Origin of the sequence: Pseudomonas sp. NFX183 (assembly GCF_047943075.1) — a bacterium.
In the GTDB taxonomy this organism is placed as follows: Bacteria; Pseudomonadota; Gammaproteobacteria; order Pseudomonadales; family Pseudomonadaceae; genus Aquipseudomonas.
Window position 1 is genome coordinate 5,722,559 of the sequence record NZ_CP181333.1, and the last position, 20,108, is coordinate 5,742,666.

Sequence of the window (20,108 nt, forward strand, 5' to 3'; positions counted from 1 at the left end):
CGTGTGGGAGCGGGCTTGCTCGCGAATACAGTGTGTCAGTCGATGCATCCGGTGACTGACTCACCGCATTCGCGAGCAAGCCCGCTCCCACATTGGGTCTGCGGTGCTCTATAGACTTTGCAAATTGCCCTTTATGCCCAATCAAACCATCAAAACGCCCTGCGTCGGCCTGTGCTCCACCGTTTACGGTGACCTGGTCTGCCGGGGCTGCAAGCGTTATCACCATGAAGTGATTCAGTGGAACGGCTACAACGCCGACGAAAAGCAGGCCGTGTGGCTGCGCCTGGAGCAGTTGCTGGTGCAGGTGATGGCCAGCAAGCTGGAAGTGTTCGACCCACAACGCCTGCGCCAGCAGTTGGAAGACCGCAAGATTCGCTTTATGCCCCACCAGTCGCCGTATTGCTGGGCGTACCAGTTGATTGCGCGGGGTGCGCGGGTGATTTCCAGACTGGATGCGTATGGCCTGGCGTTGTTGCCGGAATTTCGGGAGCGCAACCTGACTGATTTACGCGACGCGATTGATCGCGAGTTTTTTCTGTTGTCCGAGGCGCACTATGAGCGTTACATCGCCCCGGGGTTTCTGAAGGAGGCGTTTGGGCCAGCCCTGATTGCCACGTTCTAACACCACCGCAACCCTAAAGTGTGGGAGCGGGCTTGCTCGCGAATGCAGTCTGTCAGTTAATAAATCTGCTGACTGATTCACCGCCTTCGCGAGCAAGCCCGCTCCCACATTTGGATTTTCGCCAGTCAGCAAACCCAGGACGCTTCGCGCTCCGTCTGCAAGCCATAGCGCTCAATCGCCTGCTGACACACCTCCCGCGCCACACTCCCCTGCTCCGCCAACGCTGTCAGCGCCGCCAGCACCAGGTGATGGCGATTTACTTCAAAGAAATCCCGCAACGCCGCCCGTGTATCACTGCGGCCAAAACCGTCGGTGCCGAGCACGGTGTAGCTGCAACTCAGGTAAGAAGCGATCATCTGCGGCACCGCCCGCACATAGTCGGACGCCGCAATCACCGGCGCGCCGTTGGGCAGACAGTCATTTACATGGCTGACGCGCTTGGCGTCCTGGGGATGCAAGCGATTCCACCGCTCCACTTCCCGCGCATCCCGCGCCAGCTCACTGTAACTGGTGACGCTGAACACCTCGCTCGCCACCTGCCAATCCTCGGCCAGTAACTGCGCGGCAGCCTGGGCCTCACGCAGCAGCGTGCCCGAACCCAGCAAGCGCACTTGGGCATCTGGCGCACCTTGCAAGCGGTACATTCCTTTGATAATTGCTGACTCCACACCCTGCGGCAGGCTCGGCTGCGGGTAGTTTTCGTTCATCAGCGTTACGTAGTAGAACTCGTCCACATCGTGCTCGAGCATCTGGCGCATGCCGTGGTCGAGGATCACCGCAAACTCGCCGGCAAACGCCGGGTCGTAGGCGCGGCAATTAGGCACACTGGCGGCGCTGAGGTGGCTGCTGCCGTCCTGGTGCTGCAATCCTTCGCCGCCCAGGGTGGTGCGTCCGGCCGTGGCGCCAAGCAGGAAGCCGCGGGCGCGCTGGTCGGCGGCGGCCCAGATCAGGTCGCCGACGCGCTGGAAGCCGAACATCGAGTAATAGATGTAGAACGGCAACATGCGCAGGCCGTGCACTGAGTAACTGGTGGCCGCTGCCACCCACGAGCTGATGGCACTGGCCTCGCTGATGCCCTCCTCGAGGATCTGCCCGTCGGTGGCCTCGCGGTAGCTGAGGATCGAGCCGATGTCTTCGGGCTCGTAGCGCTGGCCGACGCTGGAATAGATGCCGATCTGCTTGAACAGGTTGGCCATGCCGAAGGTGCGCGCCTCATCCGCCACGATCGGCACGATGCGCGGGCCGAGGGCCTTGTCCTTGAGCAGGTTGGTGAGCATGCGCACGAAGGCCATGGTGGTGGACATTTCCTTGCCGTCAGCCGCCGTGGCGAAACCGGCATAACCCGTCACTGGCGGCACCGCCACCGGCGCTGCGACCTGGCTGCGGCTCGGTACGTAACCGCCCAGCGCCTGGCGGCGTTGATGCAGGTAACGCAATTCAAGGCTGTCGTCGGCCGGTTTGAAGAAGCTCAGCGACTCGGTCTGCTCGTCGGTCAGCGGCAACTGGAAGCGATTACGGAAGGCAATCAGCGCTTGCCGATCCAGCTTCTTCTGCTGGTGCGTGGTCATCCTGCCCTGCCCGGCTTCGCCCATGCCGAAACCCTTTTTGGTCTGCGCCAGGATCACCGTCGGCTGGCCCTTGACCCGGCGCGCGGCGTGGTAGGCGGCGTGGATCTTGACCATGTCGTGGCCGCCACGCTTGAGGCGGTCGATCTGTTCGTCGCTCATGCCCTCGACCAACTTGGCCAGTGACTCGCTCTGGCCGAAAAAGTGCTCACGGTTGTAGGCGCCGTCTTTGGCGGCGAAGGTCTGGAATTGCCCGTCGACGGTCTGCGACAGCGTGCTCACCAGCGAGCCGCCACTGTCCTGGGCAAGCAAGGCGTCCCAGTCTGAACCCCAGACCAGCTTGATTACATTCCAGCCGGCCCCGGCAAATAACGCCTCCAGTTCATCGATGATGCGCCCATTGCCGCGCACTGGGCCGTCGAGGCGTTGCAGGTTGCAGTTGACCACCCAGGTCAGGTTGTCCAGGCCTTCGCGGGCGGCCAGGGTCAGGGCCGACATGCTTTCCGGCTCGTCCATTTCGCCGTCGCCGAACACACCCCAGACGTGACGGTCGGTGGTGTCGAGCAGCCCACGATGCTGCAGGTAGCGCATGAAACGCGCCTGAAAAATCGAGCTGATCGGGCCGATCCCCATGGAACCGGTGGGGAACTGCCAGAAGTCCGGCATCAACCACGGGGGCGGGTAGCTGGAGAGCCCCCGTGCGCCCGCTTGTTGCCCGCCGATCTCCTGGCGGTAGTGTGCGAGGTCGTCTTCGCTCAAGCGGCCTTCCAGATAGGCGCGCGCATAAATGCCCGGCGCGGAATGCGGCTGGTAGAACACCAGGTCGCCGCCACAGTCTGGGTTGCGGGCGCGGAAAAAGTGGTTGAAGCCCACTTCGAACAAATCAGCGGCACTGGCGTAGCTGGCGATATGGCCACCCAGTTCGCCGTACGCCTGATTGGCGCGCACCACCATGGCCAGCGCGTTCCAGCGCACCAGCGAGGCCAGGCGCTCTTCGGTGGCGAGGTCACCGGGAAACGCCGGCTGCTGCGCAACGCTGATGCTGTTGATGTAAGGCGTGCCGTGGCGGGGTTTCCAGTCGATGTACGGGGCGCTGCCTTCGCGGGCCAGCAGGTCGAGGACCTGCCGCGCTCGTTCGGGACCGGCGTTGGCCACCAGCGAGGCCAGCGCGTCACGCCACTCGTCCAGCTCTACTTGATCCAACGCCGTGTGATTGACTGCACTGGCGAAACCATTCATGCGCACCTCCGGGCTTTTTTTCCAGTTTATGCTGGCGCTAAAGGATTTTTTGCCTGTTATCAGGCGCAGGTTCGAGCATTTTGAGCATGAATCACTGCCAATCTGCCTTTTTCCAGCACGTTGTGCTCAAGCCACACGTAACACTGCAACTGTGTTTAAAATGCCGCCCGCTCAATGACCGACGCTGACCGATGACCCCAGACGCACTCGCCACCCTGCACGCCCACCTGCTCACCGCCCTGGCCAGCCCGCCCGCCGAGACCCGGCGACTGTTCCACGGCCGTGGCCGCTGCTGGCCGGGCCTGGAACAACTGACGGTGGACTGGTTGCAAGGGGTGATTATGGTGTCGCTGTTCAAAGCGCCGGAGGCCGAACAGCTGGAAGCGTTGAAACAGATGCTCAAAGAACAGCTCAGCGCCTATACCGTCGCCCTGCAACACCGCTACCTGCCGCAAAGCACCACCGAATGGCTGGTGGGTGACGCTGTTGATGAGCTGACCATTACCGAAGACGGCCTGCGTTACTTGATCGATCTGGGTAAAAAACAGAACAGCGGGCTGTTCCTCGACATGCGTTATGGCCGTCACTGGGTGCGTGAGCAGGCCAAGGGCCAGCGCGTACTCAATTTGTTCGCGTATACCTGCGGGTTTTCGGTCGCGGCCATCGAAGGCGGCGCCGACCATGTGGTCAACCTCGACATGGCCCGTGGCGCCCTCAGCCGTGGCCGCGACAACCATCGCCTGAACGGTCACGACCTGAGCAACGTTACGTTTCTGGGCCATGACCTGTTCAAGTCCTGGGCCAAGGTCACCCACAGCGGGCCTTATGACTTGGTCATCATCGATCCGCCGTCCTTCCAGAAAGGCAGTTTCCTGCTGACCAAGGACTACCAGCGCGTGCTGCGCCGGCTGCCGGATTTGCTCACGCCACAGGGCAGCGTACTGGCGTGCATGAACGACCCGGCGTTTGGCGAAGACTTCCTGATCGACGGCGTCACCCGCGAAGCACCGGGCCTGCGCTTTGTGGAGCGGCTGCAAAACCCGCCTGAATTTCCGGATATCGACCCCCAAAGTGGCTTGAAGGCGCTGGTGTTCCGTCAGGGTTGATGCTGAAACGTCCTGCGCTTGCTACGCTAAGTGGTACACCGGGGTGGTGAACCTTATCCCCCCCTTCCCGGTCGATACCTGCATTCCCTGGCCAGACTCGACGGCGTTACGTTGTCGGCTGCCCTGTTTGACCTTTTGGAGAACCGCCCGTGATATCGACCCTGCATGTAGCCAGACTCAAAGCCTGGGGCGCCCACGGCTTTACCGCCACTGGCGTGGTGCTGGCCTTTTTGGCCACGCTTGCGCTGCTGGAAAACTCACCCAAGGCTTGCCTGCTCTGGCTGGGCCTGGCACTGGTAGTCGATGGCGTTGACGGCTCCCTGGCCCGACGAGTGAATGTCAGCACGGTACTGCCAAGCTTCGATGGCTCGGTGCTGGACCTGGTGATTGATTACCTGACGTATGTGTTTATTCCGGCGCTGTTCATCTACCGCTATATCGACCTGCCGGACTTCACTCACCTGTTTACGGTGTCGGTGATTCTGGTGTCGTCGCTGTTCTGCTTTTGCAATGTGAACATGAAGAGCAAGGACAACTACTTCGTCGGCTTCCCCGCCGCCTGGAACGTGGTTGCCCTGTGCGTGTACATCATTCAGCCGGACGCCTGGGTCACCTTGCTGACGGTGATTGGCCTGGCGCTGCTGACCGTGACGCCGATGAAGTTTTTGCACCCGTTCCGGGTCAAGCGCTTTATGCCGATCAACATTGCCGTCACCACAATCTGGTTGCTGTGCAGCTTTTTGATGGTGGTGGACTACCCGAATACCAACCCATGGACGTTCGGGTTGTGGTCGCTGATGTCGGCGTATTTCCTCGGCATTTGTGTGTGGCGCACAGCCCTGGAGTGGCTGGGAACCCATAAATAGCAAGGCGGGCACGCTTTAAAGGTGGGAGCTGGCTTGCCTGCGATGGCGCCGGGTCAGTTACAGCAGTTGGGCCTGCCCCACCGCTATCGCAGGCAAGCCCGCTCCCACATTTGGATCTGTGTACATCCGGCAGGTAAGATGGCGACCTTTGGCGCAGCCCCTTTGCTGCGCCCTGCCAAGAATAAGCCCTGCCCATGCCCTTCGAACTCAGCGTAGACCTCACCACCCTCGCCATCCTGGCCATCGTGGCCTTTATCGCCGGCTTCATCGATGCCATCGCCGGCGGCGGCGGGCTGCTCACCACGCCAGCCCTGCTGACCGCCGGCATGCCGCCCCACCTGGTGCTGGGCACCAATAAACTCAGTTCCACCTTTGGCTCGGCCACGGCCAGCTTTACCTTCTACCGGCGCAAACTCTTTCACCCGCGCCAATGGGTGCATGCCATCGTCGGCACGCTGATCGGCGCCCTCGCTGGTGCGGTGGTCGCGCACTACCTGCCCGCCGAAACCCTGAACAAAATGCTCCCGGTGATCGTATTCGGCTGCGGTGTGTACCTGCTGTTTGGCGGCACGCCCAAGGCGCCGCTGGATGCCGACGCGCCGATCAAGAAAAAATGGCAATCCACCCAGGGCTTCGGCCTGGGCTTCTACGACGGCGTGGCCGGCCCCGGCACCGGCGCGTTCTGGACGGTCAGCACGATGCTGCTGCACCCCATCGACCTGGTGAAGGCCAGTGGCGTAGCGCGCAGCATGAACTTCGTCAGCAACGCGGCGGCGCTGTCGGTGTTCATCTTCAACGGCTCGGTGGACTGGATCGTCGGTCTGGCGATGGGCTTCTCGGTAATGTGCGGCGCCTTCTTTGGCGCACGCAGCGCGATCAGCGGCGGCGCCAAATTCATTCGCCCGGTGTTTATCACCGTGGTCCTCGGCCTGACCGTGCGCCTAGCCTGGCAACACTGGTTCAGCGTGGCCTAAACGACGGGCCAGGTAGAGGTCGATCAGGTAACGCGCAATCGACCGTGACGCCGGCAACGGCGGCAGGTCGTGGATGTTGAACCACTGCGCGTCCTCGATCTCGTCGGCTTGGGGCACGATGTCGCCACCGGCATATTCGGCATGGAAGCCGAGCATCATCGAATGCGGGAACGGCCAGCATTGGCTGCCCATGTACTGGATATTCTTGACCTCCACCTGCACTTCCTCGCGCACCTCGCGGATCAGGCAGTCTTCGGCCGACTCACCCGGCTCGGCAAACCCGGCCAACGTGCTGTAGACGCCCGTGACAAAACGCGGCGAACGCGCCAGCAGGATCTCGTCGCCCCGGGTCACCAACACGATCATGCTCGGCGAAATGCGCGGGTAGCTGCGCAGGTCGCAGGCCGGGCAATGCATCGCACGCTCACGCGGCACCTGGACCATGGCCTGGCCGCAGCTGCCGCAAAACCGGTGCTCGCGCGCCCAGGTGCCGATCTGCGCCGCGTAGCCGAGCACTTTGTACAGCGTGTGGTCGCCCTGCAGCATGAACGCGCGCAAACCCTGCCAGCTGCAGCCCGGCACATCACTTGCCGAGTTCAGTTCCAGCAGGTACACCGGCTCACCGTCGAGGTGGCCGATGCCGTGTTCGGCGAACACCGACAGGTCCTGGCGCTTAAGCCATTCGCGCGGAAACAGCGGGCCATTGGTGTCATGCAAAAAGCCTTCACGGCTGCGGGCAACGGCCCAGCCACCGGGGGCGTCGTTGTCCAGCAGCGTTGTGGTAATCCAGCCTGGGGTCATGTCAGTCAATCCACGAATTCGGGTTTCTGCTTACTCATATGGGCCGCGATGGCCACGCGCAGGTCGTTGGATTGCAACATAGCCGAGTTCCAGGTGGCAACGTATTCCAGACCATCATTGACCGTATGGTCACGCATGTAGCTGATCATCGCCTTGGTGCCGGTCACGGCAATCGGCGACTTGGCGGCGATTTGCTGGGCAATGTCCATTACGCCAGCCAACAGGCTTGCGTGGTCCGCATACACGCGATTGACCAGGCCGATGCTGCGCGCTTCCTCAGCCCCGAACTGGCGGCCGGTGTAAGCCAGTTCACGCAGCATGCCGTCGCCGACAATGCGCGGCAGGCGCTGCAAGGTGCCCACGTCGGCGGCCATGCCGATGTCGATTTCCTTGATCGAGAACTGCGCGTCTTCAGCGGCGTAGCGCATGTCGCAGGCACTGATCAAGTCGATGGCGCCGCCGATGCAGTAGCCGTGGATCGCCGCCAGCACCGGTTTGCGGCAATTGTCGACGGCGTTGAACGAGGCTTGCAGCTCGAGGATCTTGCGGCGCAACAAGCGCGCATTGCGGCCCACGTCCTTGCCGAACTCGTTGGCCACCGAGGCCAGCAGCATCAGGTCGATGCCGGAAGAAAAATGCTTGCCGGCGCCGCTGAGCACCACGGCGCGCACGGCGTCGGTGTCTTCGATCCATTGAAAAATGTCGATGATTTCGGTCCAGAACGCCGCGTTCATCGCGTTGATCTTTTCCGGGCGATTGATCTGCACATGGGCGACGTTGCCGCTGAGCTCGACGACGAAAGCTTGGTATTCGGACATGGCAGTGATCCCTGACTGGCGAGTGATAAGGGCCGAACTATAACAAGGGAGCGCGGCGGCGCATCGGCCAAAAACGGGACTGGCAAACGTAGTGAAATGTTGTGGGGCCGCGGTTCATGGCCTGCCGATACATTTCACCCAGGGACGCGACTTTATCGGCTATACAATCTTGGCCATTTCCTGGAGCCGTCTATGCCGACCACGTTTCGCTCATCGTTGATTCTGGCCCTGGTGGTCGTGCTGACTGGCATTGGCGCCGGGCTTGGCGGGATGCTCCTGGCATTGCTGCTGCACGCCATTCAGCACCTGGCGTACGGCTACAGCCTCGACAGCCTGATCAGCCATGAAACCTTTCTTTTGGGCGTGACCGCAGCCGCGCCGCAGCGTCGGTTACTGGTCTTGGTCATGTGCGGCCTGGTTGCGGGTGTGGGCTGGTGGACGATTTATCGCTACGGCCGCCCGCTGGTGAGCATCAAGCAGGCGGTTGGCGAAAAGATGCCGATCATGCCGCCCAAGACCACCCTCGCCCACGCCATCCTGCAAATCATCACCGTGGCCCTCGGCTCGCCGCTGGGGCGTGAAGTGGCGCCGCGCGAAGTCGGTGCGCTGGCGGCCACATGGTTAGCGCAACGGGCGCGACTGGAACCGTCGATGCATCGGCTGATCGTCGCCTGCGGCGCGGGTGCAGGCCTGGCGGCGGTGTACAACGTGCCATTGGGCGGCGCGGTGTTTGTGCTGGAAGTGCTGGTCGGCGCATTCAGCTGGCCAGCGGCGGTGATTGCGTTGGCAACGTCGGCAATTGGGGCTTCGGTGGCGTGGATCGGCCTTGGCGCAGAGTCGCAATACGTGGTGCCGCATTTTCTGCTGAGCCCGACGTTGATCGCCTGGGCCGTGGCGTGTGGCCCGGTGTTTGGCGTGGCGGCCTACGGTTTCAGTCGCTTTACCAGTGCCGCCAGGGCAAACGCCGCGCGCGGCTGGCGTTTGCCGGTACTGGCGTTGATCAACTTCACCCTCATCGGTGCGCTGGCCATGCTGCTGCCGCAGATCCTCGGCAACGGCAAGGGCCCGGCGCAACTGGGTTTCGACAATGAACTGACAATCGGCCTGGCCGCCATCCTGCTGCTGGTCAAAGTGCTGATCACGGCCAGCAGCCTGCGCGCCGGGGCCGAAGGCGGGCTGCTGACCCCGGCCCTGGCCAATGGCGCGCTGCTGGCGATCATCCTTGGCGGCGTCTGGAGCCTGGCGTGGCCCGGCGTGCCCCTGGGCGCGTTTGCGATCATCGGCGCAGCGGCGTTCCTGGCGGCGAGCATGAGCATGCCGCTGACGGCAATTGTGCTGGTGGCGGAATTTACCCGGATCGACCATGACTTTCTGGTGCCGATCATCCTGGCGGTGGTCGGCTCGCTGTGCGTGAGCAAACTGCTTGCGCGCTGGGAAAACGCTGGAAAAAAGCCCGCCTAAGCGCCATCCTTCGCGCTTTAAGCCGCCCCAAAGCGGCGCTCGACGCTCAAAGGAATTGCCATGCACGCCCAACCCCTCGCCCCCGCCGATTTCGAATTCATCGAAGAAACCCTGCTCAAGTACGGCGACGATCACTCGGTGCTGAACCTGGCCGAACTCGACGGCTACTTCACTGCGCTGGTCTCAAGCCCGGCGCAAGTGGACGTCGCTGAGTGGTTCCCGGCGATCTGGGGTGGGCAGAACCCGGACTGGGAAAGTGTGGAAGAGGCCCAACGTTTTCTCGAACTGTGCGTGCGCCATATGAATACCTTGGCCGCGCAGTTGGCGACCGACGCGCAAGCCTTCAAGGCTCGATTTGATGACACGGAGCATCAGGGCCATGTCGTCACGCTGGCGGAGGAATGGTGCTTTGGCTATATCCGTGGCGCCGCGATCGGCCACTGGCCCGAATTGCCCGCCGAACTGGCCGGGCAACTGGAGAAAATTTCCTGGTGCGCCGAGCAGGACAACTTCGAATTGCCGGCGGACCTGGATGTAAACGCCCATCAACAGCGGGTCAGCGCAATCGAACCGGCTGCGCGGGCGCTACATGATTACTGGTTGAGCAAACGCTGAGCCGGGCTTATTTGAAGTCCAGGTCAAACGCCTGATAGAAGGCGTTGCCGGTGTTGGCCACGATCCACATCAACACCACCACGTGGCGGCCTTTTTTACCCTTGGGCAAAGTCACCTGGTGTTCGACCTTGGCTTTCATCTCATCGGCGTGCTGGTAATACGGCACCTGGGTGTAGAAGTCTTCAAAGAATGGCTTTGCCTCAAGCTGGGCGCGGCTGATGCGCTGCTTGGGGTCCCAACCATCCTTGGTGATGAGCCAGCGATAACCCCGGGTGACGTGGGCAGCGGTGTATTCCCACTGCACCTTGAACACCTGGCCGGCCTCGACATTGAGCAATGGCCAAGTGAACGGGGTGTTGAGCTTTTTGCTCATTTCCTCGTCGGTGAAGTTGAGGCAATCGCGCTCGTCGGTTTTGCCGCCGCTCAGGATGTGCCCGTCGGCCGGCGGCGTGACGCTTTGATCATCGGTTTGATATGGCGCAGGGAAAGGCCCGGCGGTGAGTGCCGGGAAGTTCTTGCCGCCTTCCATTTCGTTGACTTGCCAGTTGCCCAGCAGCCCACGTTCCACGGCCACCGAGCCTCGGCTGGCGGGGGTCACGACACGGCCGTGTCTGAGTTGCGTCTGAGGTTTGTTCATTTCATTCACTCCTTGATTGAAAGCGCCCCGTCATGGGGCGTGCCTCGAACTTACCACGGTGGGTTTTATTGTCCAGTCGATGCTTCTTTCGGAACATTCGTACAGCGACGCCGTTTCGCGGAGTAAAGGCTGTTGTCCTGCACCGCGAGGGTTGCTTGTCCTACCCGGCTAAAGGCAGCAAGGCTACACGCCCTGTCCGCAAGTGGATCACGCCGTAATACGCGCCGTACAACGATCCCTGCTCGACAAGCGTGGCGTGTTTGGCTGATTATTCGGGTCCGCCCGTCGGCCACTCCACACCACCTTGCCTTGATCAGGAGCCTTGTACCTTGAGTTCGCAGAAAACCGTGACCGTTACACCGCCCAATTTCCCCCTGAACGGCAAGGTCGCTCCTCCCGGCTCCAAATCCATTACCAACCGCGCCCTGTTGCTGGCGGCGCTGGCCAAGGGCACCAGCCGTTTGAGCGGCGCGCTGAAGAGCGATGACACCCGCCACATGTCGGTGGCCCTGCGCCAGATGGGCGTGACCATCGATGAGCCGGATGACACCACCTTCGTGGTCACAGGCTCCGGCAAACTGCAATTGCCCGCGCAGCCGTTGTTCCTCGGCAATGCCGGCACCGCGATGCGTTTTCTCACGGCAGCCGTGGCAACGGTCGAAGGCACCGTGGTATTGGACGGCGACGACTACATGCAAAAACGCCCGATCGGCCCGCTGCTGGCCACCCTTGGCCAGAACGGCATCCGCGTCGACAGCCCCACGGGTTGCCCGCCGGTGACCGTGCACGGCGTGGGCAAGGTCCAGGCCAAACGCTTTGAAATCGACGGCGGTTTGTCCAGCCAGTATGTGTCGGCCTTGCTCATGCTTGCCGCCTGCGGCGAAGCGCCGATTGAAGTGGCGCTGACCGGCAAGGACATCGGCGCCCGTGGCTACGTGGACCTGACCCTGGATTGCATGCGTGCCTTTGGCGCACAGGTCGAAGTGGTCGACGACACCACCTGGCGCGTCGCCCCCACCGGCTACACCGCCCATGACTACCTGATCGAACCCGATGCCTCCGCTGCAACGTACCTGTGGGCCGCTGAAGTGTTGACCGGCGGGCGCATCGACATCGGCGTGGCGGCGCAGGACTTCACTCAGCCGGACGCCAAGGCCCAGGCCGTGATCGCCCAGTTCCCGAACATGCAGGCCAACGTGGTCGGCTCGCAAATGCAGGACGCGATCCCGACCCTGGCAGTCTTGGCCGCCTTCAATAACACCCCGGTGCGCTTCACTGAACTGGCCAACCTGCGCGTGAAGGAATGTGACCGGGTGCAGGCGCTGCACGATGGCCTCAACGAAATTCGCCCCGGCCTGGCCACCATCGAAGGCGATGACCTGCTGGTCGCCAGCGACCCTGCACTGGCCGGCACCACGTGCAACGCGCTGATCGACACCCACGCCGACCACCGCATCGCCATGTGCTTTGCGCTGGCCGGGTTGAAGGTCGCGGGGATCCGTATTCAAGACCCGGACTGCGTGGCCAAGACCTATCCTGAGTACTGGAAGGCCCTGGGCAGTCTTGGGGTCGCACTGAGCTACTGAAGCAGCGGCGTCGGAATGGGGAGGGAATGCACATGACGATTCGCCCGCCCTGCCCACCCGGCGCCTGCGTGTGCGAGCGTGAGCAACTGCTGCAAGCGCCCGACGCCGACCTGCGCATTCTTCACCTGACACGCCAGGAAGAAAAACGCCTGCTCGAGCGCCTCGAAGACCTCAAAAGCCTGCAAGACCTCGAACACATGCAACAGCGGATGTATGAGCAATTGGGCATCCGCGTGCATGTCGCACCGGGGCACACCGAGGTCAAAAGCATGCGCGGGATTCAGATCGTCATCGACGACCTGCCGGGCATGTGTCGCAAGACCCGGCAATCGATTCCCGCAGCGATTCGTCGCGGCATGGAAAAACGCCCGGAGATTGCCTACCGCTTGCTCGATGCCCACGACCTGTTTCGCGAAGGTTGAATCACCCGGCTACGGTTTCGTCCTCAAACAGGCCCAGCCCCACGACCTTCGCCGCCTGTAAATGCGCTTGCGCTCCCCCGCTCTCGGATTCCAGCAGCAACTCGGACGTCACCACCTGAGCGCCGCAATAATCAAAAATCCCGTAGTCAATTTGCGTGCGCATCGCCTTGGCATAGCCGTGGCGATCAAATGCGCTTTCATCGGCTGCACCGACCGCCAGCAGGTGCACCTGCAAGTGCCGCAGTTTTTTCACCACCGGCGTATCGAGACCGTAGTCGATGGCCCAGCCGTTGACGAACACGCGGTCGACCCAGCCTTTGAGCAAGGCCGGCAGCGACCACCAGTAGATCGGGAACACCATGACCAGCGCGTCGGCGCGGTCGATGCGTGCTTGTTCAGCGAGGATGTCGGCCGGTGGCGCGGCACGGCTGCGGTGCACGCGGTGGTCGGCAGCGGTGTAGCGCGGGTCGAAACCTTCGGCGGCGAGGTCGGCGATCTCGAACGTGTGGCCGGCCTCGGTGAGCCCTGCCGCCACTTGCGCGGCGAGGCTGTGGGTGAGCGATTGCGGGTCGTGATGAGCAACAACGATCAGAGCATGCATGACATTGACTCCCTTTGCGTTTAGGCTGGGCTAAACTACTTTTAGTAAGTTACTCCATCAAGTTACTTTTGGTATATAAGCATGTCAAGCACAGAATCCCCTGCTCCACGCCGGCGCCTTGCGCGCGAAGATCGTCTGCGCCAACTGCTCGATGTGGCCTGGCAACTGGTGCGCGAGGAAGGCACCGAAGCGCTGACCCTGGGCCGTCTCGCGGAACTGGCGGGCGTCACCAAGCCGGTGGTCTATGACCATTTCGTCACCCGCGCAGGCTTGCTCGCCGCGCTGTACGAAGATTTCGACGGGCGCCAGAACCAGCTGTTTGCCGAAGCCCTCGACAGCAGTGGCGCAACACTCGATGACCGCGCGCAGGTGATCGCCGCGTGCTATGTCGATTGTGTGTTGCTGCAGGGGCGGGAAATTCCGGGGGTGATTGCCGCGCTGAGCAGTTCGCCGGAACTGGAAACCCTCAAGCGCAAATACGAGGCGATCTTTCTCGACAAGTGCCGCGACGCCCTGGCGCCGTTTGCACCCGGCGCCACCGTGTCGCAAGCCGGCTTGCGGGCAATGCTGGGCGCGGCGGAGGCGCTGTCCCAGGCGGCAGCCAGCGGCGAGATCAGCCGCGATGAGGCGCAGCAGGAGCTGCTCGCGACGATCCTGGGCATGGTCAATCGCAGCCGCGGGTAAATCATTATTTGCGCCGCAGGAATAAAGCGTCGTGACGGGTGTTTACCTGAGTACGGCTTGTGAATACAGCACAAGGCCGGTACCCAAATCCAAAAACCCCCAGGAGCTCGTCATGCTGAAAAAACTCTCCCTCGCTGCTGCCGTCCTGATTGCCTGTGCGGCTTCCACGGCGTTCGCCGCCCCGGCCAAGGTGGCCGACAGCGCCAAGGGCAAAGTGCTGGTGGACAGCCAGGGGATGACCCTTTACACCTTCGCCAAAGACAGTGCCGGCAAATCGGCGTGCAACGGCCAGTGCCTGGCCAACTGGCCCGCGTTCACTGCCCAGGCCGCGGCGAAAGAAGCCGACGGCTACAGCGTGATCACCCGCGACGACGGCAGCAGGCAATGGGCCTAAAAAGGCCAGGCGCTGTACACCTGGGTCAAGGACAGCAAGCCGGGCGACATCACCGGTGACGGCGTTGGCGGTAACTGGAACCTGGCCAAGCCATAAGGCTTGAGGCCAATACAGCGTACCGGTGGCAAGGGAAAGCGCCCTCGCCACCGGTTGGCCGTTTCACGCCAAGTGCTCATTCACATATAGCTGCACCTTGCGCGCCAGCTGATCGAGATGCCGGTCGCGTTGCTTCTCGGCATCCACCATCGCGCGCTTGCCGTATTTTTGCAGCAGATAGGTATGAATCTGCCGCACCTCCAGCGAGCGATAGATCGCCGCCACGTCGAGCACGCCCATCAGGCCGTCAGTGCCGTAATCGCGCGTGTTCATCAGCACCTGCGTGTCGCGCGCGCCGCGTACCTGAAAGCCCATGGCCGTGAACGCCGGGACCTTTTCTACGGCACACGCCAACTCGGCATGGGGATAACGCGCGAGCACGTCCTGCATCATTGCGCGCGCCACACCCTGGCGGCGCCTACCCGCCTGCACCGCCATGAACGCGATACCGCAGGCTTGCGGGTCGTCTTTCACCGGCAGATAGAGGCAAAAGCCGACCAGCGTGTCCTCATCCATCGCCACCACCAGCTCAACGGCGATGCCCTTCGAGCCATCCAGCGCTTGCAGGTACAGGTGCACCTCAAAGCCGGTGGTGTACTGGTAAATGTTGTAGAGCAGGTTGCTGGGCGGCAGCGCGACGCTGCTGATGTCGGTGAGGTTATCCACCACCATCTGCAGGATCTGGCTGTTGATCGGCTCGGGGCACGGCGCGGTGTAGCGGGTAAGGCTGAACATGCAAATTCCTGGGGTTTCGCGTCAAGGCAGCGGCGATTGTACCTGCTGCGACCGGTTCATTGCCCGCACACCTCGCGCAAACAACCACGCAACCAGCGATGGGCCAGGTCGGCATCCAGCTACGGGTGTCAGAGCATGGCCACGGTAAACGACGCAAGCGTCAGCGGCAGCGTAAAGCTGTACAGCCCATCGCGCTGGTGGGCGGTGTAGCGTTCGGGCACGCTGGCGATCAGTCGGCACCTTGGGCCTGGGCGCAGTATTTGCCTGGGCCAGCCCCGATCTCACCCATGCAACCGCGCAAACCGTGGCTAATGGCCTGCACGTGACCTTTGCCGTGGCACTGGTCTTGATCATCCTTGCAAGCCGCTTTGCCTGGCGCCGCCACAGCGCCGTGAACGGCACGCAGAACACCCGTTGAGGCAAAAAAACAAAAAAGGCGTTGCGCCAGACCGGGTTACATCGCGCATCATGGGCACTTTCAAGCTCAAGGGTAACGTCCATGCGCGTTCTGTCATTGATGATGGGTCTTACGACGCTGGCCGCCAGTCTGGCGTTCTGCGCCAGCGCGATGGCGAATGAAGAAAGTCAGTTGGTGCAACAGATCAACCAGTACCGCAGCCAGGTGCAGCGCTGCGGTGACCAGGGTTCACAGGAACTGCCACCGCTGGCCAGCGACACGCGGCTGGTGTTGCCGGCCACCAATGTCGGCGATTTGCAGCAAGCGCTCGCGCGGGCTGCGTACCCGATGGTCAACGTGCAAGCCATCAGCCTGTCGGGGCCCAAGGATGCCCAGGCGGCCATGAAGGCGGTGCGTGAAAGTTTCTGCCGCGTGGTGCTGGACCCGCAATTTGTCGACATCGGCGTGAGCAACAGCGGCGAGGACTGGCGCATTGTGCTTGCCCGCCCGCTGCTTTCCAGCGGTTTGGGTGATTGGCAGACCGAAGGCCGGCAGCTGCTCAACCTGATCAACGCCGCCCGTGAACAGCCGCGCCAGTGCGGCACCCAGGCATTTGCCGCGACCACGCCATTGTCGTGGAACGACGACCTGGCCAGCGCCGCCAACAGCCACACGCGCAATATGGCCAACGGCAACTTCTTCGACCACCTGGACCACGACGGCCGCACCCCGGGTGATCGCGCCGAACTGGCAGGCTATATCGCGAAAAATATCGGCGAGAACATCGCCGCCGGCCTCGACACGCCGCGCAAGGTGGTGGATGGCTGGCTCGCCAGCCCAGGGCATTGCGCCAACCTGATGAACCCGCAATTTCGCGAGTTGGGCGCCGCTTATGCGATGGACCCAAAGAGTGACGCGGGCATTTACTGGACCGGTTTGTTCGGCACGCAATAGCGGTTGGGCAAGCGCCCAACCCGGCCGAAGCAAGCCTGCTCGAACGCGTAGGAAATCAAAGTGCCATCTTGCCGATAATTGCGCTGAACTGCTGACGATCAACTGTGTCTGTAGCTGGGCGCCATGAATGTTCAGGCGCGCTGAAGACTCTGGCAAACAAGGTGTTCTCCCAATGATGAATTGGCTGCAAGGCAGCAGCGACATGGCCGAACGCGTGCGTCAGCATGATTGGGCGAGTACGCCATTGGGTCCGCTGGAACACTGGCCCGACGTACTCAAAACAACGGTCGCGCTGTGCTTTGCCTCAAGCTTCCCCCAGTCCATCAGTTGGGGGCCACACTTGATCACGCTCTACAACGATGCGTTTGTCCCCATTCTTGGCGATAAACCCTACTCGTTGGGCCGTCCTTTCAGTGAAACCTGGCGCGAAGTCTGGGATGAAGTAAGCCCCATCGCCCACGCGGCCTTTGAAGGGCACGCGACCTATGTCGAGAATTACCCGCTGGTGATTGAACGTGGCAACGGCCCGGAGCAATCGTATTTCACGTTTTGCTACAGCCCTGTGCGCGACCCGCTGGGCGCGGTCGTGGGCATGCTCAATACCGTCACCGAAACCACCGCAACCGTATTCCTCAGCCGTCGCCTGGCCGTATTGGATGCGATTGGCAGCGCGGTGGCCAACGCCACCGACGCCGAAGCCATCATGACCCTCACCACGCGCCTGCTCGCCGAGCACATGCAGGTGTCCATCTGCGCCTACGCCGACATGGAAGCCGACGAAGACAGCTTCACCATCCGCGACAACTGGGCCGCACCGGGCTCGCCGAGTATTGTTGGGCGTTACAGCCTGGCGGATTTCGGCGAGCAGGCCGTAAGGTGCCTGCGTGCAGGCGAGCCGTTTGTGGTGAATGACAACCGCGTGGAGTTCAGCCACGAGGAAGCCGCCGCCTACCAGTCGCTGGGCGTGACGGCGACGGTGTGTTTTCCGTTGATCAAGGATGGGCGCCTGACGGCACTGATGGCCGTGCACCATAAATTCGCGCGCCTGTGGTCACCGTACGACCTGGCGCTGGTGGGTGAAGTCACCGAGCGCTCCTGGGCGCATATAGAACGTGTGCGCGCCGACGCCGCCGTACGCGACGGCCTGGCGGCGATCACCGAACTGAATGCCACCCTGGAACAACGCGTGGAAGAACGCACCGCCGCATTGACCCAGGCTGAAGCGGCGTTGCACCAGTCGCAAAAGCTCGAGGCGATCGGCCAGTTGACCGGCGGCGTGGCCCATGACTTCAACAACCTGCTGACGATCATTCGCTCCTCGGTGGATTTTCTGCGCCAGCCGGGGCTGTCTGAAGAGCGACGCACACGCTACATGAGCGCGGTTTCAGACACCGTCGAGCGCGCCAGCAAGCTCACCAGCCAGTTGCTCGCCTTCGCCCGGCGCCAGCCGTTGAACCCGGAAGTCTTCGATGTGTGCGAGCGGGTCAAGAACATCGGCGAGATGCTTGAAAGCGTGACCGGCGCGCGTATCACTGTGCAGATCGAACTGCCGCGCCTGCCATGCTATGTGCGCGTTGACCCGAGCCAGTTTGAAACCGCGCTGATCAATATCGCGCTCAATGCCCGCGATGCCATGGACGGCCGCGGCACCCTGACACTGCGCGTCGCCACGGTGGCAGCGTTGCCACTGATCCGTGGCGATGTGCAAGTACAGCAGCCGTTTGTGGCGATTGCGCTGGCCGATACCGGCAGCGGCATTGCCGACGACACTGTCGAGCGCATTTTCGAGCCGTTCTTTACCACCAAGGCGGTGGGCAAAGGCACGGGCCTTGGCTTGTCGCAGGTGTTCGGGTTCGCCAAGCAATCGAGCGGTAACGTCGACGTGTCCAGCACCCTCGGGCAAGGCAGCGTGTTTACCCTGTACTTGCCCGAAGCAGAGGCCGAGACGGTGCAGGCCAGCCTGCCCCAGGAGGACGGCTCGCTGGTCCACGATACCGCGCAGCGGCATATTCTGATCGTCGAAGACAACCTCGAAGTGGGCCGCTTTGCCAATCAGATCCTGCAGGACCTCGGTTACCAGACCACCTGGGCCACCGACGCCGAACAGGCACTCGCATTGGCCGGTGCCGATGTGATGGGCTTCGACGCGATTTTTTCCGATGTGGTAATGCCGGGCATGACCGGCGTGGCGATGACCAGACTGCTGCGCCAGCGTCGGCCGGACCTGCCGGTGGTGCTGACCTCCGGCTACAGCGAAGAATTGGCCGACAGTGGGTATGAAGGGGTCGAGTTCCTGGCCAAGCCCTACTCTGCCGACCAGGTGGCGCGCGTGCTGGCCAAGTCGATGCAGCGCGCCTGACGCCTACTCCGCGATTGCCACCTGGTTACGGCCCATGGCCTTGGCGCGATACAGCGCCTGGTCGGCGGTGTTCATCAGGCTATGCAGGTCCTGATCGAGGCTGCGGGTCGTCGCCACACCGAGGCTGGCGGTCAGGCCCTGCACCGGTTCGGCAGCGAGGCCAGAGATGGCCTTGATCAGTTGCTCGGCGATATCCCGTGCGGTTTCCAGCGAGGTATTGGGCAACAACACCGCAAACTCCTCGCCGCCGAGCCGCCCGTACACATCAGCCTGGCGAAACGATGCGCTGATCACCTCGCCAATCTGGCGCAAGACCTGGTCGCCGGCCTGGTGACCGTAGGTGTCATTGATGGCTTTGAAGTGATCCATGTCCATCATCAGCGCGCATAACGGCTGCTGGTTATGGCGACATTGCGCGTACAGCACTTGGGCATGTTCGAAGAATGCGCGGCGGTTCATCAATCCGGTGAGTTCGTCGGTCTGGGCGGCGCGCGTCGAAATCGTGTGCGCACGTTCCATCTGCCGGGTCAGGCGAAAGGCTTTTTCCAGGGCATCCGCCAATTTACGCGTGGCGCTTGCCGCGAAGGTCGAGAACACCAGCACCACCACGCCCACGCCCACTTGCATCGACGAGGGCTGGAACAGCAGCCACAGCGTGCAGGGGAACAGCACCAGGGCCATGGAGCCCAGCGTCATGTAACGGTAAGCGGAATAACACGAGACGGCGCTGACCGACATGCCCACGGTGAACAACATGACCAGCACCTGGGAGACGCGGTCGTCGGTGGGCATCACCGCCAGGGCGCCAATGCCCCAAACACCCGCGGATAGCATCAACGTCACCCAGTAACGGCGCTCCCAGCGGTCGGGGGTACGTTCGCTGTTCGGGCAGCGAAACCATTGCATGAACATCTGCACCCGCAGCAGCGAGGTCACTGCCAGCACCGATAACCAGACCAGCATGACGGTGTGGTCAAAGCGGTCCCAGCACAACCAGCAGAGCATGACGGCGGCCAGGTAACTGCCGAAAATGGCAGCGAAGGATTGACGAAACAGCAGATGCAAACGGTCGGTTCGCACCAGTTCTTCTATCAAACCATCCTGGTCCTGCCCATGCTCTAGGCCGTTCATTCAATACGCCTGCTTCGACTCCCGCGACTAGGGCGCCATTGTGGC

Annotated in this window: 19 protein-coding genes and 2 pseudogenes; 13 read left to right on the forward strand and 8 right to left on the reverse strand. The window is 62.3% G+C overall.

All coding sequences use genetic code 11. The annotated features are described in order from the left end of the window. The first annotated feature begins 133 nt into the window (after positions 1 to 133). The gene (locus ACM530_RS26715; RefSeq protein WP_416363593.1) at positions 134 to 622 is read left to right on the forward strand and encodes a DUF1289 domain-containing protein; all 489 of its coding nucleotides are present in this window, start codon (positions 134 to 136) and stop codon (positions 620 to 622) included. A gap of 125 nt (positions 623 to 747) precedes the next feature. Here the strand turns inward: ACM530_RS26715 and mdeB are convergent, their stop codons facing one another. Continuing rightward, on the reverse strand, positions 748 to 3,426 hold the full coding sequence (mdeB, locus tag ACM530_RS26720) for an alpha-ketoglutarate dehydrogenase (RefSeq protein WP_416363594.1): 2,679 nt from the start codon (positions 3,424 to 3,426) through the stop codon (positions 748 to 750). Positions 3,427 to 3,617: 191 nt separating this feature from the next. On the opposite strand from mdeB, the gene ACM530_RS26725 reads away from it, so the two are divergent. The 3 genes from ACM530_RS26725 to ACM530_RS26735 all read left to right on the forward strand — a co-directional run bounded on the left by ACM530_RS26725 (position 3,618) and on the right by ACM530_RS26735 (position 6,372). Further along, positions 3,618 to 4,532, forward strand: a complete 915-nt coding sequence (locus tag ACM530_RS26725) for a class I SAM-dependent methyltransferase (RefSeq protein WP_416363595.1) — start codon at positions 3,618 to 3,620, stop codon at positions 4,530 to 4,532. A 149-nt stretch (positions 4,533 to 4,681) separates the two neighbouring features. Beyond that, positions 4,682 to 5,398 carry a phosphatidylcholine synthase gene (pcsA, locus tag ACM530_RS26730; protein ID WP_145165627.1) on the forward strand — a complete coding sequence of 239 codons (717 nt, stop codon included), beginning with the start codon at positions 4,682 to 4,684 and terminating at the stop codon, positions 5,396 to 5,398. Positions 5,399 to 5,592: 194 nt separating this feature from the next. Then, positions 5,593 to 6,372 (forward strand): TSUP family transporter, encoded by a 780-nt coding sequence (locus ACM530_RS26735; protein ID WP_119741946.1) that lies wholly within the window; start codon positions 5,593 to 5,595, stop codon positions 6,370 to 6,372. On the opposite strand, the gene nudC is transcribed toward ACM530_RS26735, so the two are convergent. Together nudC and ACM530_RS26745 are read right to left on the reverse strand one after the other, a co-directional pair. Then, positions 6,340 to 7,173, reverse strand: coding sequence for an NAD(+) diphosphatase (gene nudC / locus ACM530_RS26740; protein ID WP_119741944.1), 834 nt, complete (start codon positions 7,171 to 7,173; stop codon positions 6,340 to 6,342). The genes ACM530_RS26735 and nudC overlap by 33 nt on opposite strands. Positions 7,174 to 7,178: 5 nt before the next feature. Next, positions 7,179 to 7,991, reverse strand: coding sequence for a crotonase/enoyl-CoA hydratase family protein (locus tag ACM530_RS26745; RefSeq protein ID WP_369302288.1), 813 nt, complete (start codon positions 7,989 to 7,991; stop codon positions 7,179 to 7,181). Between the two features lie 192 nt (positions 7,992 to 8,183). Here ACM530_RS26745 and ACM530_RS26750 point away from each other — a divergent pair, with 192 nt between their 5' ends. Together ACM530_RS26750 and ACM530_RS26755 are read left to right on the forward strand one after the other, a co-directional pair. Further along, positions 8,184 to 9,452, forward strand: a complete 1,269-nt coding sequence (locus ACM530_RS26750) for a chloride channel protein (protein ID WP_416363596.1) — start codon at positions 8,184 to 8,186, stop codon at positions 9,450 to 9,452. Positions 9,453 to 9,512: 60 nt separating this feature from the next. Beyond that, positions 9,513 to 10,067, forward strand: a complete 555-nt coding sequence (locus ACM530_RS26755; RefSeq protein ID WP_369302290.1) for a UPF0149 family protein — start codon at positions 9,513 to 9,515, stop codon at positions 10,065 to 10,067. Positions 10,068 to 10,074: 7 nt separating this feature from the next. On the opposite strand, the gene ACM530_RS26760 is transcribed toward ACM530_RS26755, so the two are convergent. Continuing rightward, positions 10,075 to 10,704: a lytic polysaccharide monooxygenase auxiliary activity family 9 protein gene (locus ACM530_RS26760; RefSeq protein ID WP_145165632.1), complete on the reverse strand. Its 630-nt coding sequence runs from the start codon at positions 10,702 to 10,704 to the stop codon at positions 10,075 to 10,077. A gap of 329 nt (positions 10,705 to 11,033) precedes the next feature. Here ACM530_RS26760 and ACM530_RS26765 point away from each other — a divergent pair, with 329 nt between their 5' ends. Both ACM530_RS26765 and ACM530_RS26770 read left to right on the forward strand, forming a co-directional pair. Then, positions 11,034 to 12,290, forward strand: a complete 1,257-nt coding sequence (locus ACM530_RS26765) for a 3-phosphoshikimate 1-carboxyvinyltransferase (protein WP_106577909.1) — start codon at positions 11,034 to 11,036, stop codon at positions 12,288 to 12,290. Between the two features lie 32 nt (positions 12,291 to 12,322). After that, positions 12,323 to 12,712, forward strand: a complete 390-nt coding sequence (locus tag ACM530_RS26770; RefSeq protein WP_145165634.1) for a hypothetical protein — start codon at positions 12,323 to 12,325, stop codon at positions 12,710 to 12,712. A 1-nt stretch (position 12,713) separates the two neighbouring features. Here ACM530_RS26770 and ACM530_RS26775 read toward each other — a convergent pair whose 3' ends face one another. After that, positions 12,714 to 13,313, reverse strand: a complete 600-nt coding sequence (locus ACM530_RS26775; protein ID WP_416363597.1) for an NAD(P)H-dependent oxidoreductase — start codon at positions 13,311 to 13,313, stop codon at positions 12,714 to 12,716. A gap of 81 nt (positions 13,314 to 13,394) precedes the next feature. On the opposite strand from ACM530_RS26775, the gene ACM530_RS26780 reads away from it, so the two are divergent. Both ACM530_RS26780 and ACM530_RS26785 read left to right on the forward strand, forming a co-directional pair. Beyond that, complete coding sequence (locus ACM530_RS26780; protein ID WP_416363598.1) at positions 13,395 to 13,997, forward strand: TetR/AcrR family transcriptional regulator; 603 nt, start codon at positions 13,395 to 13,397, stop codon at positions 13,995 to 13,997. A gap of 112 nt (positions 13,998 to 14,109) precedes the next feature. Next, positions 14,110 to 14,487: pseudogene (locus ACM530_RS26785) on the forward strand (hypothetical protein). Between the two features lie 63 nt (positions 14,488 to 14,550). Here ACM530_RS26785 and ACM530_RS26790 read toward each other — a convergent pair. Then, positions 14,551 to 15,222: a GNAT family N-acetyltransferase gene (locus tag ACM530_RS26790; RefSeq protein WP_416363599.1), complete on the reverse strand. Its 672-nt coding sequence runs from the start codon at positions 15,220 to 15,222 to the stop codon at positions 14,551 to 14,553. Positions 15,223 to 15,278: 56 nt separating this feature from the next. After that, positions 15,279 to 15,455 (reverse strand): annotated as a pseudogene (locus tag ACM530_RS26795) (LysR family transcriptional regulator); the annotation flags it as partial. 8 nt (positions 15,456 to 15,463) lie between these two features. Here ACM530_RS26795 and ACM530_RS26800 point away from each other — a divergent pair. The 3 genes from ACM530_RS26800 to ACM530_RS26810 all read left to right on the forward strand — a co-directional run bounded on the left by ACM530_RS26800 (position 15,464) and on the right by ACM530_RS26810 (position 18,932). Beyond that, positions 15,464 to 15,640, forward strand: coding sequence for a hypothetical protein (locus ACM530_RS26800; RefSeq protein ID WP_416363600.1), 177 nt, complete (start codon positions 15,464 to 15,466; stop codon positions 15,638 to 15,640). 81 nt (positions 15,641 to 15,721) lie between these two features. After that, on the forward strand, positions 15,722 to 16,573 hold the full coding sequence (locus tag ACM530_RS26805) for a CAP domain-containing protein (RefSeq protein WP_145165639.1): 852 nt from the start codon (positions 15,722 to 15,724) through the stop codon (positions 16,571 to 16,573). 172 nt (positions 16,574 to 16,745) lie between these two features. Continuing rightward, positions 16,746 to 18,932 carry a response regulator gene (locus tag ACM530_RS26810; protein ID WP_416363601.1) on the forward strand — a complete coding sequence of 729 codons (2,187 nt, stop codon included), beginning with the start codon at positions 16,746 to 16,748 and terminating at the stop codon, positions 18,930 to 18,932. A gap of 3 nt (positions 18,933 to 18,935) precedes the next feature. Here the strand turns inward: ACM530_RS26810 and ACM530_RS26815 are convergent, their stop codons facing one another. After that, positions 18,936 to 20,063 carry a diguanylate cyclase gene (locus ACM530_RS26815; protein WP_416363602.1) on the reverse strand — a complete coding sequence of 376 codons (1,128 nt, stop codon included), beginning with the start codon at positions 20,061 to 20,063 and terminating at the stop codon, positions 18,936 to 18,938. Between the last annotated feature and the right edge of the window lie 45 nt (positions 20,064 to 20,108).